Consider the following 17015-nt stretch of genomic DNA (forward strand, 5'->3'; position numbering starts at 1 on the left):
GCCCTGCGATGTTAGAAGCTCGCCATGATGGCGTCGACGGCGTCGACCTCGTCGACTTCCGACACCGGTTCCGGATCGAACTCGATGTCGCCGTTGATGATGCCGCCGGCCTGCGACACCAGCGGCTTGACCCAGCCCGCCGCCTGCTCGGCGAGCTTGGCCTTGGTGCCGTCCTTGGTGGCCTCGCGCATCGCGCTGCCCACCGCGAGCAGGATGTCGGTCATGGTCTTGGTCAGATGGTCGAAGCGGTCGCGGATCGCCGGCTCGGCCTGCTCATAGGCCTCGATAACGAGATCGCGGGCCTTGAAATTGGTGTGGGTGAAATGTTCTGGATAGGTCAGCGGCGACCAGGCGAGGAAATCCTCGGCGCATTCCGGAATGTCGGGAATCATTTCGAGCAGCATCACGGCTTCGTTGAAATGATTCAGGTAGTCGGTGGCGAGCCCGGTGCGCGGATTGATGTTCGCCGCGCGCAGGATCGCGGCTCGTGCCGGATCGATGGCGCCCGTCGTGCGCTGGGTCGTGCGATCAGTCTGCACGGGGTGTGGGGCCACTGCGGTCATCCGGCGCAGTGTTCCCAACCCCGGTTAAAAGGTGCTGAACACACCGTCATTTGAGTGAGATTATGTGTGGACGCTTCGTGATCACTTCACCACCCGCTGCGCTCAGGCGGATGTTCGGCTACGAGGAACAGCCCAACTTTCCGCCACGGCACAACATCGCCCCGACGCAGCCGATTCCCGTAGTTTTCCTGGATCGGGAGGTCAGGCACTTCCGCCTGATGCGCTGGGGCTTCATGCCGTCGTGGGTCAAGGATCCCCGTAATTTTACGCTCGTGATCAACGCGCGTTCGGAGACCGTACGCGACAAGCCTGCGTTCAAGAATGCGATCCGGCGGCGCCGGGTGCTTGTGCCCGCTGATGGATATTACGAATGGCAGGTGATCGACGGCCGCAAGCGGCCGTTCTTCATCCACCGCGCCGACCGCGCGCCGCTCGGCTTCGCCGCCTTGGCCGAGACCTGGATGGGGCCGAACGGCGAGGAGGTCGACACCGTCGCGATCATCACGGCGGCCGCGAGCGCCGATCTCGCGACGCTGCATCACCGTGTTCCCGTGACGATCAGGCCGGATGATTTTTCGCTGTGGCTCGACTGCAGCGCCGATGACGCCAGCGACGTGATGCGACTGCTGGTCGCGCCGCGCGAGGGCGAGTTCGCCTGGTACGAGGTCTCGACCCGCGTCAACGCGGTGGCCAACGACGATGAGCAACTGCTGCTGCCGATGACCGCGGAGATGCGCGCGGCGGAAGACGCGCAGCGCAAGCCGGCCAAGAAAGCTGCATCGCGCAAGGCTGCAACGGCACCGGCGGATGACGGGCAGGGGAGCTTGTTCTGAGGCGGGCTGTATCGACAGAGAAGGTCGTCATCCCCGCGAAGACGGGGATCCAGTACGCCGTGGCTTCTCGTGTTGAATCGAGCAGCCGTGGAATACTGGGTCCCCCGCTTCCGCGGAGGACGACAGCGGAAACCATCAGGACCAGACGGGGACGTGGCTTTACTTGAAAATCCTCAGCGCCGCATGCTGCAGCAGCATGATCGTCTTGGCGTCCTGGATGCGGCCGTCGCCGATCATCGCCAGCGCTTCGTCGATCGAGACCTCCATCACCTCGATCTCCTCGCCCTCATGCGCGAGCCCGCCGCCGGCGCTGACGCGCATGTGCGGCTCGTACGCAGCGACGAAGAAGTGGATCTTCTCGGTCACGACGCCCGGGCTCATGAACGCCTCGAACACGAACTTGACGTCGTGCAGGCGGAAGCCGGTCTCCTCCTCGGCCTCGAGGCGGATGCGCTCCTCGGGCGAGGCATCGTCGAGCAGTCCGGCGGCGGCCTCGATCAGCAGCTCGTCGTAACCGTTGACGAAAGCGGGGTAGCGGAACTGCTTGACCAGGATGACGCTGCGCTGCGCGAGGTTGTACGGCAGGATCGCCGCCGCATTGCCGCGGTCGAACACGTCGCGGCTCTGCATCTGCCAGGTGCCGTCGTCGCGCCGCCACTCGAATCTGGTCGAGCTCAGCGTGCCGTAGTGATCGGACAGCACGCGCCTCTCATGCACGCGGATGCGATCGGAGATGCTCATGCTGAACCTCTACTTCATGCCCGGCGTGGGTGGACGGCCATCGAGCCATTTCGAGAACACCACGCTGTCCTGCACGGCATAGTCGAGCGCCTGGTAGAACGCCTGCACCTTGGTGTTGTCGCCGCGCACCATCAACATCAGCTTGACGATGCCGCGCGCACGCAGCCAGTCTTCCGCGGCGGCCATGATGGCGCGGCCATGACTGTGGCCGCGGTGATCGGGGTCGACGCTGACGTAGTAGACCCAGCCGCGATGGCCGTCATGGCCGACCATGGCGGACGCCGCGATCGCACCGCCGGCGCGGCCGACGAGCACGTTCGAACTGTCGCCGCGGCGGGCGAGCGCGATGTCGGCGGCGGGATCGTTCCACGGCCGCGTCAGGCCGCAACGGTGCCACAGCGCGATGACAGTGGGCACGTCGGCATCGGTGATGTCGGAGATCGCGAGAGAGGCTGCGGTATCCATGGGCGATCAGAGCACCTTGCCGGGATTCATGATCCCCAGCGGGTCGAACTGTGCCTTGATCGCGCGCATCAGCGCAATCGCAGTCGGGTCCTTGACGTCCGGCAACTCGTCGCGCTTGAGCACGCCGATGCCGTGCTCGGCCGAGATCGAGCCGCCCATGCGCAGCACGATCTCGAACACGACCGCGTTGACCTCGTGCCAGCGCGCCAGGAAGTCCGCTGTATTGGCGCCGATCGGCTGGCTGACATTGTAGTGGATGTTGCCGTCGCCGAGATGGCCGAACGGCACCGGCCGTGCGCCGGGCATCAGCTTCACCACGGCGGCGTTGGCCTCCGCGATGAACGCCGGCACCGCCGCGACCGGCACCGAGATGTCGTGCTTGATCGAGCCGCCCTCCGGCTTCTGCGCCGCGGAGATGTCCTCGCGCAGCTTCCAGAATGCCATGCGCTGGGCCAGGCTGTCGGCAATCGCGGCATCGTCGACGATGCCGTCCTCGAGGCCTTGCTCGAGAATGGTCTCGAGCGTGGCGCGGGCGTCGTCACGCGACGACGACAACTCCATCAGCACGAACCAGGGATGCTGGCCGGCAAGCGGCGCACGGTTGCCGGCGGCGTTGCGGATCGAGAAGTCGAGCGCGATGTGTGCGATCAGCTCGAAGCTGGTGAGGTTGCCCGCCGCCTCGGCTTGCGCGATCGCGAGCAGCTTCAGCGCATCCTCGGGAGACTTCAGCCCGACGAACGCCGTCTCGATCGCGCGCGGCTTCGGGAACAGCTTCAGGCTCGCCGCCGTGATGATGCCGAGCGTGCCCTCGGCGCCGATGAAGAGGTTGCGCAGGTCGTAGCCGGTGTTGTCCTTCTTCAATTTCGACAGCGCATTGAGCACCCGCCCGTCAGCCAGCACGACTTCCACGCCCAGCGCCATCTCGCGCGCGACGCCATAGGCAAGGGCGGCGGTGCCGCCGGCATTGGTCGAGAGATTGCCGCCGATGGTGCAACTGCCCTCGGCGCCGAGCGACAGGGGAAACAGCCGGTCGACCTCGGCGGCCTTCTGCTGCGCCACCTGCAGCACGACGCCGGCCTCGGCGATCATCGTGTTGGAGGCGGTGTCGACGTCGCGGATCTTGTCCATGCGCTTCAGCGACACCACGACCTCGCCATTGTGCGGCGTCTGGCCGCCGACGAGGCCGGTGTTGCCGCCCTGCGGCACCAGCGCGATGCGATGCGCGCTGGCGAGCTTGCAGATCGCGGCGACTTCGGCCGTCGAGCCCGGACGAAGCACCAGCGGCGAACGGCCGTGGAACAGGTTGCGCTCTTCGGTGACGTAAGGCGCAACGTCGGCCTCCGCGGTCAGCGCCTGGCGCTCGCCGACGATGGCGGTGAATTGCGCGATCAACTCGGGCGACAGCGGCGGCAGGGCAGGCTGGCTGATGTTCATCGTGGCTTGCTTCCAATGTTATCTCGGCGCCGCCGCGCGGCGCAGCCGGTCGTTGATGGCCTCGCCCAGCCCGTCATGAGGGATCGGCATGACAGCGATGCTGCGGGCGCCGCTGGCATCGAGGCTGCGAAGATAGCCGAAAAGATGCGTCGCCGCCTCTGCCGGATCGCCGGATGGCGAGAGGTTGAGGATCGCGGCGGCGTCGCTGGCGCCGGGCAAAGTCACGGGACCGAACGCGAGCACGGCTTCGCCCGGCGCGACCGCGCTCGCATCGAGGCGGACCGTGGCGCGCGGCGCGTAATGCGAGGCCAGCATGCCTGGCGCGAGCGGCTGCTCGGACGCGTGCGCCTCGGCAGCGGCGGGCCTAGCGAGAGGACGGCCGAGCACCGCCTCGATCGCCTCGCTGGGGACGCCACCGGGGCGCAGCAGCGTCGGCTCGCCGAAACAGCCGACGATGGTCGATTCGACGCCGACCTCGACCGGGCCGCCATCCAGGATCAGGTCGATGCGTCCGGCGAGATCGGCGGCCACATGCGCGGCCGTGGTCGGCGACACGTGGCCGGAGATGTTGGCCGACGGCGCCACCACGGCGCCGCCGAACGCCGCCAGCAGCGCCCGCGCGACCGGATGCGCGGGCACGCGGATGGCCACGGTGTCGAGGCCCGCGGTGGCGAGGTCGGCGACCGGGCAACCATCGGCCTGCGGCAGCACCAGCGTCAGAGGTCCCGGCCAGAACGCAGCGGCGAAGCGCTCGGCCGTGGCGTCGAAGCGGCCGATTCGCCGCGCGGCCGCGAGGTCTGCGACATGGGCGATCAGCGGATTGAACGCCGGCCGGCCCTTGGCTTGGTAGAGGCGGGCGATCGCCGCAGCATCCGCCGCATCGGCGCCGAGGCCGTAGACGGTCTCGGTCGGGAACGCGACCAGCCCGCCACGCGCGAACACCGCCGCAGCCGCCGCAAGCCCAGGCGCGTCGGCGGGCAGGATCGTGGTGGTCACTGCGATGGTGTCGGTTGCGGACATCAGGGGTACGGGACGGCGGTTGCTTCCGCGCACGCCTATAGCGGCCGCGGGGCTTCGGATGAAGCGCGCAAATCGACCGCCGGCCTGCGCTGGCGCCATGGCCGCCGGCCAAAAGCCCGTGGCCTCAACCAGTTAACCCATCCCCAGGCGACCAGCGAATTCAATACGATTTCATGCCTGCTGCGCCTTGCGGAGACGGAAACCCGACGCTATAAGCCGGCTTCCCAAGTCGGAGCGTGGCTCAGCCCGGTAGAGCACTGCGTTCGGGACGCAGGGGTCGCAGGTTCGAATCCTGCCGCTCCGACCATTTTTCGCGTGACAGCTCACGCGTTTCCCGATTTCACCTCGTGCTTGCCGCCTTGGCAAGTATCGTCGACACTCAAGACCGCTCGTCGGCGAGCGCGAGGGAGCTATCGTCTTGGAACGCGTCGTTCAGCTGCATATCGAGAAGTTGCCGGAAGGCCTGTATCTCGCGACGTCTGCCGAGGTCCAAGGTCTCGTCGTCCAGGGACGGACGATCCAGGAAACCATCGAGATTGCGCGCGACGTCGCCAAGAAGCTGATCGAAGCTCAATCGAACACGGGGGCGACGCTTCAGCCCGCCGGCGAGGCGTTCGACTATCCCTTGATCATTGCCCTCTGATGGGCTCCCTGGCGGGCTTCCGTTATCGGGAGATCGTCAGGCGACTGAAGACGTTGGGTCTGGAATTTCATCGTCAGGCCGCAGGCTCGCACGAGATCTGGTTCAACCCGGCTTCGAACCGCTACACGACCATTCCCAACCACCCTGGCGACATGCCCGAGGGCACGTTGCGTGCAATTCTCAAGCAGGCCGGTATTGATATCGATGCTTTCCTGCAGGTGAGGTAGGGGCCTGCGTGTACGTTTCTTGAGCTTGTGACCTTGCGCCTGAGTAGCTCGATGAGGCGAGGGGAATTCCAAAATGACACCGCGATATCAACCTAAAACACCGACCCTGGGGCAGACGGCGTGGCGCCATGCCAATATCGGCAGGTTGCTCAACAATGCGGTGCGCCGGTTCGAGGCGCGCGTGCTCGAGCTCATGGCCAAAGGCGGCCATGGCGAGACGCGGATTGCCCATGTCAGCCTCACCCGCAATCTAGACGTCGAGGGCACGCGACTGACCGAGCTGGCGCGGCGGGCGTCGATGAGCAAGCAGGCGATGGGCGAGCTGGTCGATCAATGCGCCGAGTTGGGACTGGTCGCGCGCGAGGCTGATCCGCGCGATGGGCGCGCGCGCATCGTCCGCTTCACGCCGGCCGGGCTGGAATGGCTGCAGGCCTTTGGCGACGCGGTCGATGTCGCCGAGGCCGAGATGCGCAAGGAACTCGGCAAGGCTGCGATGGACGCGATCGTGCAAGGGCTAGGGGCCTACGGCGCACGTTTCGATACGCTGGAGGAATGATAGTCAGGTTGCTTGACTATTTCGTGTCGCGCCCTAGCATCCCCTGCAATTGCGAGGGAGAAGCGCCATGGCCGACATTCTGACCGCTTCCGTCCTGATCGTGGGCGGCGGGCCGTGCGGGCTGATGCTTGCCAACGAGCTGGGACGCCGCGGCGTGTCCGCGATCCTGATCGACGAGAAGCCGGGCACGGCCTTCAACCCGCAGGCCAACGCGACCCAGGCGCGGACGATGGAGCACTATCGCCGCCTCGGCTTCGCCGATGAGATCCGCCGCGCCGGCCTGCCCGCGGACTATCCGACCGACGTCGCCTATTTCACCCGCTACACGGCGCACGAGCTGGCGCGCTTCCAGCTGCCGTCGGCGGCGCGCGCGACCGAAATTGTGAAGGGATTGTCGGGCTCGTGGAGCGCGGCCGAGCTGCCGCATCGCGTATCGCAGAAATTCGTCGAGGCGATCCTGCGCCGCCACGCCGGCGAGCTTGCGGGCATTCAGCTGCACTACGGGCATCGGCTCCTCGGTTACGTCGCCAACGACGACGGAATCGCAGCCGAGGTGGAGCGGCTGTCTGACGGTGCGCGGATGAAGATCTGCGCCGCGTTCCTGGTAGGTGCCGACGGTCCGCGTTCCCTAGTCCGCCAGTCGCTCGGCATCTCCTACGGCGGCTCGACCGGCGTGCAGCGCGATTTCATGGGCGGCCGCATGCTGGCGGTCTATCTCCGCTCGCCGGAGTTCTATGCGAGCATCCCGCATGCCAAGGCCTGGATGTATGTCTGCTTCAACCGCGACCGCCGCGCCTTCATGGCGTCGGTGAACGGGCGCGACGAGTTCGCCTTCCACACCCAGCTTCAGCCCGGCGAGGACGAAAGCGCGATCACCGCCGACGATGCGATGGCGGCGTTCCAGCGTGCCTGCGGCGCCGCCATCCCTTGCGAGGTGCTGTCGCATCTCACCTGGACCGCAGGTCATGCGCTGGTCGCCGAGAGCATGCAGCGCGGCCGGGTGTTCCTCGGCGGGGATGCCGCGCATCTGTTCACGCCGACCGGCGGGCTCGGCTACAACACCGCGATCGAGGACGCCGTCAATCTCGGCTGGAAGCTCAGTAGCGTCGTGAAAGGCCTCAGTCCGATCTCGCTGCTCGACAGCTACCAGGCCGAGCGCCGTCCGGTGGCGCTGCGCAACACCGATTACGCCCGCCGCTTCGCGGATTCGCTCGGCCTGTTCGCCGCCGTGCCGGAGATCGAGGACGCGACCGACACTGGCGCAGAGGCACGCCGCATCGCCGGCGCCTATCTCGACCGCCATGCGCGCGCCGAGTTCAACATTCCCGGCATCACCTTCGGCGGCCGTTACGATGGCTCGCCGATCATCGTCTCCGACGGCACCGCGCCGCCGCCGGATGCAGCGAATGTGTACGTGCCGAGCGCCTGTCCCGGCGGCCGCGCGCCGCATGCTTGGCTGGAGCCGGACGTCTCGCTTTATGACCGCTTCGGCTTCGGATGGACGCTACTGCGGTTCGAGGGCTGTGAGGGCGACGAGCATCAGCTGCGCGATGCCATCCAGCGGTCGCGTGCCGATGTGAAGATCGTCACCGCGCCGCGCGAATTGCGCGATCTTTATGAAGCCGATCTCGCGCTCATCCGGCCTGATCAGATCGTGGCTTGGCGCGGCAGCACCGGCCAAGCAGGGATGCTGGGCGACGCGCTTGCGCAGGCGCTGGGGCAGGGTGCCGTCGCGGCTTGAGTGACTGCGGGAACTCCGAGCTGAAGGCCTCATGAAGAAGCTTTAGTGCCGCAACGGCTGTCATAGGAACAATCGCCGACCGGGACTCTTGCTCTGGCGACAGTCAGGCTTCAACCCGGAGACGAACGATGAGCAAGATGACCGGTGCGCATCGAGCGAGAACGATTCAGGCTTTGACGGCTGCGTGCGCCGTGACGTTGATCATGGCCGGCAGCGCCGTGGCTGCGCCGAAAGGGCAATCCACCGCCAAGGACCAGCTTTTCATGACCGAAGCGATCGAGGGCGATCTGTCGGAGGTCAGCATGGGCAAGCTGGCGCAGCAGAAAGGGCAGAGCGACCAGGTGAAGCAGTTCGGCCAGGCCCTGCAGCAGGACCATGGCGACCATCTGCAGAAGGCGGAGCAACTGGCGAGCCAGAACGGCATGAAGGTGCCGTCCGAGCCGAGCAAGAAGCAGCTGGCGATCTACAATCGGCTGGACGGCCTGCAGGGCGAACGTTTCGACAAGGCTTTTGCAAAAGCCATGGTCACCGACCACGAGAAGGACATCGCCGTCTACAAAAAGCAAGCTGCGGCCAAATCTCCGCTCTCGGACTTTGCGCAACAGACCGTGCCGGTGCTGCAGAAGCATCTCGAGATGGCGAAGTCGCTCGCCTCGGGGAAGCCGGGCAGAACCTGACGCCTGCTCAGGCCCTGCACGCGCCGGAGAACTATCCGTGCGCCGTGGATAGGCGGTCTGCATCTTGCCGCGTGGGACTGGGGGCATCGCCGAGATCGCCCGCGCGTTGCAGCAGCGGATCGATACGTCAGTTCGGCGCCGGAGATCCGAGCGGATCGGAGCTCTGCTGCGTGGCGGCTTGCGGCTCGAGCATCGGCGTCTGACGCAGCATCAGGTAGTCTGGACGAAAGCCGGCCAGTCGCGTCAGCCCGTCCCAGTTCGTCACCGTGATCGTGCGCGATTGCCAGTGCAGCAGCTCCTTGCGGCGCAGATCCTGGATGGTTCTGTTGGCATGCACCGGCGAGATGCCGCAGATCGCAGCCAGGTCCGATTGCGTGAAGGGCGAAGGGAAGCGCAGGTCGCGCCCGAGACCGACGGCGCGCAGCCGCACGGTGATCTCGCAGATCAGATGCGCCACCCGGCTGAGTGAATCGCGGCTGCCGAGATTGGTGAGCCAGGTTCGCAGCGACGCCATGTCGGCCAGCATTAGCAGCGACAGCGCATGCGCCAGCCGGGCCGATCGCGCGCGCGCATCGCGGAAGAAGCTGTGCGGCACGAAGGCAGCCACAACGGGGCTGAGGGCGCTGAGATGCGCCGTCACGCGCGGCGAGACGATCGTATAGAGGTCAGGCACGTCGCCGGGGACGTAGATCGCGGTGATCTGGCCGGCGCCCGCTTCGATATCCTTCCAGCACAGATAGCCCTGCAGCAGAAGGCAGCATGTCGAAGGTTCATCGCCCTTGCGCCGGACGTCCTCGTGGGGAAGGACATTCCGAACGGAACTCGGCATCCTCGCCAGCAGATCAAGATCTTCGCTTGATAATTCCAGCAGGCTCGTCAGCCGGTCAGCCAACTTCGTGAACGCAAAACCTGCCTGCATTCCAGACTCATCCTCTCCTGTCGGGTCGGTGGTGCGATGATGCCCCGACGCTTATCTGTTCAAGCCCGGCAGGGGCGAACGTTCCTAAAGTTCCGGCTGCGGCCGTCAGCTGCGCGTTCCTCGATAGGAACTGTGCGTGCTTCCCCTCGCGGCCGATCGACACGATGGGCCTCAGGCGGGCGACATGGCGCCGGCGCCCTCTGGATCAGGCCATGCGCGCAGTCATGGCGGAACGGCAGCGCACCCAGGTTGCGGCCTGCGTTGCGGAGCTGCTTTCGGCTTGCTAATTTCCGCCGTCTGGAGCGGAGCGAGAGGCGCGGGTGACCGAAACGGAAAAGGCCGAACAGGTGGTGGCGGCATTGAGATCGGCGCAGGCGGCGCCGCCTGACGCGGCATTGCAGATGTTGAACGGCTTGATGGGGCTGGTGCGCAGCCCGAGCGATGAGCAGCCGCTCGAGACCGAGGAGGCGCGCTCGTCGGCCTTCATGTCGATCTGCGAGGTCGGCAAGGCGCTGCACCGGGGACAGCCCGTGGACTCCTTGTGGCCGGCCGCGGTGTCGGCCAGCGAGCGCTGGCTGGCGCTCGCCAAGTGAACGGCAAGTGAGCGGCAAGTGAGCGGGCGGCAAGCCGGTGGGGTCGGTTGGCGATGGCGTGCGATGACGACGGACGATCTCGCCGGCGCCGATGCAGTCGCGGCGCGCGTGCATCCGCATTTTCCTGAGGATCATGCCGTGTTCGCCGAACGTCTGCGGCTGCATCCCGCGGGCTGCAGCGTGCTGTCGAGTGCAGGCGGCGCGATCGCTGGCTATGTCATCAGCCATCCATGGGAGCTGGGCCGCCCTCCGGCGCTCAACGTTCTGATCGGCAGCCTGCCTGCCGACGCAGGCACCTACTACATCCATGATCTGGCGCTGCTGCGGGATGTGCGCGGCAGCGGCGCGGCGTCGGAGATCGTCCGGCAACTGGTCGGGCATGCGCGTGCGATCGGCTTGCCGTCGCTGTCGCTGGTCGCGGTCAACGGCTCCACGCCGTTCTGGGCAAAGCAGGGGTTTGCCGTCACGGCTCCGCTGGGAAGCGATGGCAAGCTGCAGAGCTATGGCGAGGATGCGCGCTTGATGAGCTTCGATCTCGCGTGAGCCGGTGGACATGAAAACAGCCCGGTCATCGACCGGGCCGTTGTTTCCTTGATCGTTCGTCGGCTTACTCCGGCATCGACACCGGACGCCGCCACAGGTCGCGCCGCCGGCTGAAGCGGTTGGCGTGCAGCATCCCGCCGGAGACCGGCTTGCCGTCGCGGTGCCGTCCGCCACTCTCGGCGCCCATCCAGGCCGCGATGGCACCGAGCAGCAGCGCGGTCGCCAGCGAGAAGGCGAGGATCGTCGTGCTCGCGCGCGATCGCGACAACGCGGTCTTGGCATTGGCGATGGTTGCGTCGACGCGGCGCTCGGCGTCGGGTCCGGCGAGCCCGGTCGTCGCACCGACGAGCTGAACCAAATAGTTGCGATCGTCGGTGCTGACGCCGCTGTGGCTCGACGCCGTCAGCAGGATCCGGCCGGCCTCGCTGCGCGCCGGCGCGAGATCAGGACCCGGGGCCCGCTTTGCGGCGCGGAACAGGTGGTCGATCTCGTAGCTCAGCACCGATGGTTCATTCGCCGTGGGCGGCGTACTCATGGGATTGGGCCTGCTGGCCGCGGAGGCGACCATGGCGGCCAGCACCGTGCCGAGCACCACCGCGAGCGCCCAGGCGGCGACGCCGTGCAGGCCGTCGCGCTTCTCGGTCTCGTCGCTCTCGGCCAAGTTCTCGGCCAGATCATAGGGCGCGCGCACGCGTCCCGTGATGTAGCCGCCGCAACCGAAGCTGACCAGGGCCTGCAGCACGAGGTACAGGCCCGAGAGCAGCCACAGCGCCACCGAGGCGTCGCGCCAAGTCGGCGCAGTGGAGCTGACGCCCAGTCCGACGGTGATCGCGAAGCTGATCAGGATCGACGACACGGCGGCGGCGGTGAGCGCTCCTGCAATAACCGGCGTCCATTGCAGCGTCCACCGCTCGGTCGCCACGCGACCGATGGGGGACGTGGCGACCGGCGTGCTTTCCATGCTCATGGCCGTCGTCTCAGCGCAGGCCGAAGAACGACAGGATAGCCATGACGACAACGATCAGGCCTATCAGATAAATCAGTCCGTCCATGATGTCCTCCTCCGTTCGAGACACGTGGCCGTATAAGCCATGGCGACTGGCAATGTTCCGTGCGCCGTAGGGCGCCGGAGGAGGAAAGTACATGGCGTTGCAGCATCAACGCGCCGGGGTGATGGCGATGTGTGTGATGCGATTTGTGCGAACGGGACTCGCGTGCGCCTCGTACCGTTGAAACGAAGGCGTGGTTAGCCCGTTCCCTGGCCGAACATCAACTGTTGTGTCCCCACCGCAGCATCCCGTTCACGGCGGGAGTTGTTTGTTCGCGCGGCCGCGGGCGGCGAAGGCATCGCGGGTCTTCCCCCGGGAGCATCCGGAACATTCGCCGACCGCTTCGGTTGCTCCACCCGGCAACAGCGGATGCTCCCATGTTTGGTCGATCCAGGAAGTCGGACCTCGCGCAGCAGGAAAAGATCGGGCTGCTCGGTATCGGCCGCGCGCGCGGGCCCGGCACCGGAGGCATGCTGGCGCTGCTCGGGCTGGCGTTTCTGATTCAATATTTCGACTCTCGCACAGAGCACGGCAACACGGCTCCCGGCGCGCGGCGCGCTGTCGATGACGGCCGAGGACGGCTCGCCGATTCGCCATCGGAGATCCCGGTCCGCGGCTGGAAGGATGTGCTGGTTCGCGTCCACGAGAATGTCGGCGAGCACCGGATCGTCGCGCTCGCCGCCGGCATGACGTTCTACACGCTGCTGGCGATCTTCCCGGCCTTGGCGGCGCTGGTCGCGATCTACGGCCTGTTCTCCGATCCCGCCAAGATCACGGGTCACCTCGAGCAGTTGCAGGGCCTGATGCCGGGCGGCGCGATCGACATCGCACGGGACCAGCTCGCGCGGGTCTCGGCGAAAGGCAGCCAGGCGCTGGGCGTGACGTTCCTGGTCAGCCTCGCGATCTCGCTGTGGAGCGCCAATGCGGCGATGAAGTCGCTGTTCGATACGCTGAACGTCGTCTATCGCGAGCCGGAGCGGCGCGGCTTCATCAAGCTCAACACCATCTCGCTGCTGTTCACGGCCGGCGCGATCCTGTTTGCGCTGGTGGCGATTGCGGCGATCGTCGTGGTGCCGGTCGTACTGAACTCTGTCGGCCTGTCCGGCGCGACGGATCTGCTGCTGCGCATCGGGCGCTGGCCCGCGATCTTCGTCTGCGTCTCGCTGGGGCTCGCCTTGATCTACCGCTATGGCCCGGATCGCGAGGAGCCGAAATGGCGCTGGATCAGCTGGGGCAGTGCGCTCGCGGCGGCGCTGTGGCTCGGCGGCTCGGCGCTGTTCTCCTGGTATGCCGCGAATTTCGGCAGCTTCAATGCGACCTATGGCTCGCTCGGCGCCGTGATCGGCTTCATGACCTGGATCTGGATCTCGGCCATCGTGATCCTGATCGGGGCCGAGCTCGACGCCGAGATGGAGCACCAGACCGCGCGCGATACCACGACGGGTCCCGAAAAGCCGCTCGGCGCACGCGGTGCCGCCATGGCCGACACTGTGGCGCCGTCGAGCTGACCGCCTGACATTTGGCCGGGCAAGCGGAACCGGGAACCCGCCTTCGGAATAGTTCCAGCGGAACCCGATCCCCCTCGAGCGTGTTCCTTCTCAGGGCCGCGACGCATGGGTGCGCTCTGCGCTCGTCTGCGGCGATCATCGATTTCCATTCTACTCGATTTCAACAGGGAGCCTTTCAATGACGGAGGAGCTTTTTGGCAGCCCTAGGGGCGAGGCCAAGGACCTCCCGCGGATCTCCACCGGGAGCGATGGTCTCGACGACATCCTCGGCGGTGGTCTCGATGCCAACCGGCTGTACCTCTACGAAGGGCGGCCCGGGACCGGGAAAACCACCATCGCGCTGCAATTCCTGCTCAAGGGCAAGAGCCTCGGCGAGCGGGTGCTCTACATCACCCTGTCCGAGACGACCCGCGAGCTGCAGGTGGTTGCGGAGCGGCATGGCTGGTCGCTCGACGGCGTCGACGTCTTCGAGCTGGTGCCGCCGGAGACGACGCTCGATCCGGAGCGCGAGCTGACCGTATTCCATCCGGCCGAGGTCGAGCTCAGCGAAACGACCGGACTGATGTTCAGGGAGGTCGAGCGCCTCGATCCGGCGCGGGTCGTGATCGACAGCCTGTCCGAGCTCAGGCTGCTGGCGCAGAGTCCCTTGCGCTATCGCCGCCAGGTGCTGGCGCTGAAGCATTTCTTCGCCAAGCGAAGATGCACGGTGATCCTGCTCGACGATCTGTCGTCGTCGCAGGACGATCTGCAGCTGCATTCGGTGGCGCACGGCGTCGTCATGCTGGAGCAGCTTGCGATCGCCTATGGCTCGGAGCGTCGGCGCCTGCGCGTGATCAAGATGCGCGGCATCTCGTTCCGCGGCGGCTTCCACGATTTCACGATCGCCGAAGGCGGATTGCGGATCTTCCCGCGCCTCGTCGCTTCGGAGCATCACCGCTCGTTCGAGGGAGAGTTCACACCGAGCGGCAATGCCGGGCTCGACCAGTTGCTGGGCGGAGGCCTCGAACGTGGCACCAATGCGCTGCTGATCGGCGCGGCCGGTGTCGGCAAATCATCGGTGGCGCTCTCCTACGCAATCGCGTCCGCCGCGCGTGGCGAGCACGCCGTGTTCTTTGCCTTCGACGAGGGGCGCGGCACCGTGGAGGCACGGGCGCGAACGCTCGGCCTGCCGCTGCAGAAACATCTGGAGTCCGGGCTGATCCGATTCCAGCAGATCGATCCGGCCGAGCTGTCGCCTGGTGAGTTCGGCGCCAATGTCCGCAGCAGCGTCGAGCGCGACGGGGCCCGCGTGGTCATCATCGACAGTCTCAACGGCTATCTCAACGCGATGCCGGATGAGCGCTTCCTCATCCTGCAGATGCACGAGCTCTTGAGCTATCTCGGCCAGCAGGGCGTGCTGACGATCCTCGTGCTGGCGCAGCACGGCCTGATGGGGCCGCTGGATACGCCGGTGGACATCAGCTATCTCAGCGACTCCGTGCTGATGCTGCGCTATTTCGGGTGGCGGGAACGGTGCGCCGGGCGCTGTCGGTGGTCAAGAAGCGCAGCGGCAAGCACGAGCACACCATCCGCGAGTTTCGCCTGAGCAGCGCCGGCCTCACCCTCGGGCCGCCGCTCACGGAGTTCAGCGGCATCTTCCTTGGCAATCCGCGCTTTTCCGGCGAGGCGATCCCCGATCTGGGAACGTAGGAATGGGCACGTAGGATGAGCAATGAGCGGGACCAGCGCGCCCTCGTGCTCGCGCCGATCGGACGCGACGGTCCGGCCTCGGCCGAGCTGCTTCGCAATGCCCGGATCGACACCGGAGTCTGCACCTCGCTGGCGGAGCTGATGTGTGCGTTGAACTTCGGCGTCGGCGCGGTCGTCGTGGCCGAGGAGGGACTGTTCGCGGCGGACACGCTGCCGCTCACGCAATGGGTCGAGCGGCAGCCCGCCTGGTCCGACCTGCCGTTCATCGTGCTGACGAGTCACAGGGAGCAACCTGCGGTATCCGCGTGGCGGCGCAATCTCGTGCGCGCGCTGCGCAACGTCTCGCTGCTCGAGCGGCCGATCCAGCCGATCACCTTGCTCAGCGCCGTGCAGTCGGCGATGCGCGCGCGGCGCCGCCAATACGAGATCCGCGCGCTGATCGAGGCGCGCGAGCAGGCCGCGCAGCAGCTGGAGCGGCTTGTGGTCGAGCGCACGCGGGCGCTGGCGGAATCCAACGAGCATCTTCGCGTCGAGATGGCCGAGCGCGCCCGCGTCGAGGAGACGCTGCGCCAGGCGCAGAAGATCGAGGCGATCGGCCGGCTGACCGGCGGCGTCGCGCACGACTTCAACAATCTGCTGATGGTGATCTCCGGCGGCCTGGACATGCTGGACCGCCAGGCCGATCCGGCACGTCGCCGCCGCCTGATGGAGGGCATGATCCAGGCGGCGCAGCGCGGCGCCAGCCTGACCCGGCAACTGCTCGCGTTCTCGCGCCGCCAGGAGCTGCGGCCCGAGCCGGTCGACATCGCCCGCCAGATCGGCGGCATGCGCGAGCTGCTCGATCGCAGCCTGCGCGGCGACGTGCACGTGCAGTTCGAGTTTCCCGAGACGCTCTGGCCGGTCAAGGTCGATCCGGGCGAGCTCGAGCTGGTGGTGCTCAACCTCGCGGTCAATGCCCGCGACGCGATGCCGACCGGCGGCACCATCCTGGTGCGCGGCGAGAACCTGCCGAACTGGCAGGACGACGAGGTCGCCGGCGACTATGTCCGCCTGTCCGTCGTCGACACCGGGGTCGGCATGACCGAGGAGATCCGGGCGCGCGTGTTCGAGCCGTTCTTCACCACCAAGGATATTGGCAAGGGCTCCGGGCTCGGGCTGGCCCAGGTCTATGGCTTCGTCAAGCAGTCGCGCGGCAGCGTCAGCATCGAGTCGGAGCCCGGCCGCGGCACCACGATCGCGCTGTTTCTGCCGCGGTCGCAGCAGTCCGCGTCCGCGCATCAGCATCATCTCGTCGACTTCGATCGGCCGCGACCGCGTCATCGTGACGAGGGCCGGATCCTTCTGGTCGAGGACGACGACGAGGTCGCGGCCCTGGTCGGCGAGATGCTGCGCCAATTGGGTTATGAGGTGACCCGCGCCTCCAGCGCGGCTGCGGCGCTCGGCGCGCTCGCCGACGGACGCACGGTCGACCTGGTGTTTTCGGATGTCATGATGCCCGGCGGCATGAACGGCGTCGAGCTCGCCCGCGAGATCCAGAAGCGCCGCGGCGACATGCCGATCCTGCTGACGTCAGGCTATTCAGGAGCGGCCGTGCACACCGCACGCGAGGCGGGCGTCCGGATCCTGTCAAAACCCTACCGGATCGACGAGCTGGCTGCCGCACTCGACGCCGCGAAGTCCGACAACAATTGTCGAGTGCGCGCAGCCTGTGACAGCCGTTGGCCATGATGTCGGGGTCCTCTTCGTCCTCCGTCGCGCCGATGCGACGAACGACGACTAACAACGAGCGAATGCGCGCGACGTGAGTTGCCTCA

The 17015-nt window shown here is 66.8% G+C and carries 17 protein-coding genes, 1 tRNA gene and 1 pseudogene; 12 read left to right on the forward strand and 7 right to left on the reverse strand.

What is annotated here, in order from left to right:
• Positions 1-11: 11 nt before the first annotated feature.
• On the reverse strand, positions 12-563 hold the full coding sequence (locus ACQR07_RS23420; RefSeq protein WP_434868482.1) for a hypothetical protein: 552 nt from the start codon (positions 561-563) through the stop codon (positions 12-14).
• A 62-nt stretch (positions 564-625) separates the two neighbouring features.
• On the opposite strand from ACQR07_RS23420, the gene ACQR07_RS23425 reads away from it, so the two are divergent.
• A complete protein-coding gene (locus tag ACQR07_RS23425) occupies positions 626-1396 on the forward strand; it encodes an SOS response-associated peptidase (protein WP_434904487.1) in 771 nt (256 codons plus the stop codon).
• Between the two features lie 159 nt (positions 1397-1555).
• Here ACQR07_RS23425 and ACQR07_RS23430 read toward each other — a convergent pair whose 3' ends face one another.
• Genes ACQR07_RS23430 through ACQR07_RS23445 form a run of 4 tightly spaced genes read right to left on the reverse strand, consistent with a single transcriptional unit; the run spans position 1556 to position 5056 of the window.
• On the reverse strand, positions 1556-2137 hold the full coding sequence (locus ACQR07_RS23430) for an NUDIX domain-containing protein (RefSeq protein ID WP_434904488.1): 582 nt from the start codon (positions 2135-2137) through the stop codon (positions 1556-1558).
• Positions 2138-2146: 9 nt separating this feature from the next.
• Positions 2147-2602, reverse strand: a complete 456-nt coding sequence (locus ACQR07_RS23435; RefSeq protein WP_434904489.1) for a GNAT family acetyltransferase — start codon at positions 2600-2602, stop codon at positions 2147-2149.
• 6 nt (positions 2603-2608) lie between these two features.
• A complete protein-coding gene (locus tag ACQR07_RS23440) occupies positions 2609-4036 on the reverse strand; it encodes an FAD-binding oxidoreductase (RefSeq protein ID WP_434904490.1) in 1428 nt (475 codons plus the stop codon).
• 18 nt (positions 4037-4054) lie between these two features.
• Positions 4055-5056: an L-threonylcarbamoyladenylate synthase gene (locus ACQR07_RS23445; protein WP_434904491.1), complete on the reverse strand. Its 1002-nt coding sequence runs from the start codon at positions 5054-5056 to the stop codon at positions 4055-4057.
• 230 nt (positions 5057-5286) lie between these two features.
• Here ACQR07_RS23445 and ACQR07_RS23450 point away from each other — a divergent pair.
• The 6 genes from ACQR07_RS23450 (at position 5287) to ACQR07_RS23475 (ending at position 8900) form a co-directional block, all read left to right on the forward strand.
• Positions 5287-5363 (forward strand) — tRNA-Pro (locus tag ACQR07_RS23450).
• A 111-nt stretch (positions 5364-5474) separates the two neighbouring features.
• Positions 5475-5699, forward strand: a complete 225-nt coding sequence (locus ACQR07_RS23455) for a type II toxin-antitoxin system HicB family antitoxin (protein ID WP_434904492.1) — start codon at positions 5475-5477, stop codon at positions 5697-5699.
• Positions 5699-5926 carry a type II toxin-antitoxin system HicA family toxin gene (locus ACQR07_RS23460; protein ID WP_434904493.1) on the forward strand — a complete coding sequence of 76 codons (228 nt, stop codon included), beginning with the start codon at positions 5699-5701 and terminating at the stop codon, positions 5924-5926. Before ACQR07_RS23455 ends, ACQR07_RS23460 begins: the two co-directional genes overlap by 1 nt.
• Positions 5927-5999: 73 nt before the next feature.
• A complete protein-coding gene (locus tag ACQR07_RS23465) occupies positions 6000-6482 on the forward strand; it encodes a MarR family winged helix-turn-helix transcriptional regulator (RefSeq protein WP_434904494.1) in 483 nt (160 codons plus the stop codon).
• 67 nt (positions 6483-6549) lie between these two features.
• Positions 6550-8223, forward strand: coding sequence for an FAD-dependent oxidoreductase (locus ACQR07_RS23470; protein WP_434904495.1), 1674 nt, complete (start codon positions 6550-6552; stop codon positions 8221-8223).
• 128 nt (positions 8224-8351) lie between these two features.
• Complete coding sequence (locus ACQR07_RS23475) at positions 8352-8900, forward strand: DUF4142 domain-containing protein (protein ID WP_434904496.1); 549 nt, start codon at positions 8352-8354, stop codon at positions 8898-8900.
• Between the two features lie 127 nt (positions 8901-9027).
• Here ACQR07_RS23475 and ACQR07_RS23480 read toward each other — a convergent pair whose 3' ends face one another.
• Positions 9028-9819, reverse strand: coding sequence for a Crp/Fnr family transcriptional regulator (locus ACQR07_RS23480; RefSeq protein ID WP_434904497.1), 792 nt, complete (start codon positions 9817-9819; stop codon positions 9028-9030).
• A 320-nt stretch (positions 9820-10139) separates the two neighbouring features.
• On the opposite strand from ACQR07_RS23480, the gene ACQR07_RS23485 reads away from it, so the two are divergent.
• Together ACQR07_RS23485 and ACQR07_RS23490 are read left to right on the forward strand one after the other, a co-directional pair.
• Positions 10140-10412, forward strand: a complete 273-nt coding sequence (locus tag ACQR07_RS23485) for a hypothetical protein (RefSeq protein WP_434904498.1) — start codon at positions 10140-10142, stop codon at positions 10410-10412.
• Positions 10413-10475: 63 nt separating this feature from the next.
• A complete protein-coding gene (locus tag ACQR07_RS23490; protein ID WP_434904499.1) occupies positions 10476-10955 on the forward strand; it encodes a GNAT family N-acetyltransferase in 480 nt (159 codons plus the stop codon).
• 64 nt (positions 10956-11019) lie between these two features.
• On the opposite strand, the gene ACQR07_RS23495 is transcribed toward ACQR07_RS23490, so the two are convergent.
• Positions 11020-11922 carry a hypothetical protein gene (locus tag ACQR07_RS23495; protein ID WP_434904500.1) on the reverse strand — a complete coding sequence of 301 codons (903 nt, stop codon included), beginning with the start codon at positions 11920-11922 and terminating at the stop codon, positions 11020-11022.
• Positions 11923-12474: 552 nt separating this feature from the next.
• Between ACQR07_RS23495 and ACQR07_RS23500 the strand changes: the two genes are divergently transcribed.
• The 3 genes and pseudogenes from ACQR07_RS23500 (at position 12475) to ACQR07_RS23510 (ending at position 16929) form a co-directional block, all read left to right on the forward strand.
• Positions 12475-13512 (forward strand): YihY/virulence factor BrkB family protein, encoded by a 1038-nt coding sequence (locus ACQR07_RS23500; protein ID WP_434904591.1) that lies wholly within the window; start codon positions 12475-12477, stop codon positions 13510-13512.
• Between the two features lie 178 nt (positions 13513-13690).
• A pseudogene (locus ACQR07_RS23505) lies at positions 13691-15201 on the forward strand (ATPase domain-containing protein).
• A 15-nt stretch (positions 15202-15216) separates the two neighbouring features.
• Positions 15217-16929, forward strand: coding sequence for an ATP-binding protein (locus ACQR07_RS23510; RefSeq protein WP_434904501.1), 1713 nt, complete (start codon positions 15217-15219; stop codon positions 16927-16929).
• Positions 16930-17015: the final 86 nt, after the last annotated feature.

It is taken from the genome of Bradyrhizobium sp. HKCCYLS20291, from assembly GCF_051167715.1.
In the GTDB taxonomy this organism is placed as follows: Bacteria; Pseudomonadota; Alphaproteobacteria; order Rhizobiales; family Xanthobacteraceae; genus Bradyrhizobium.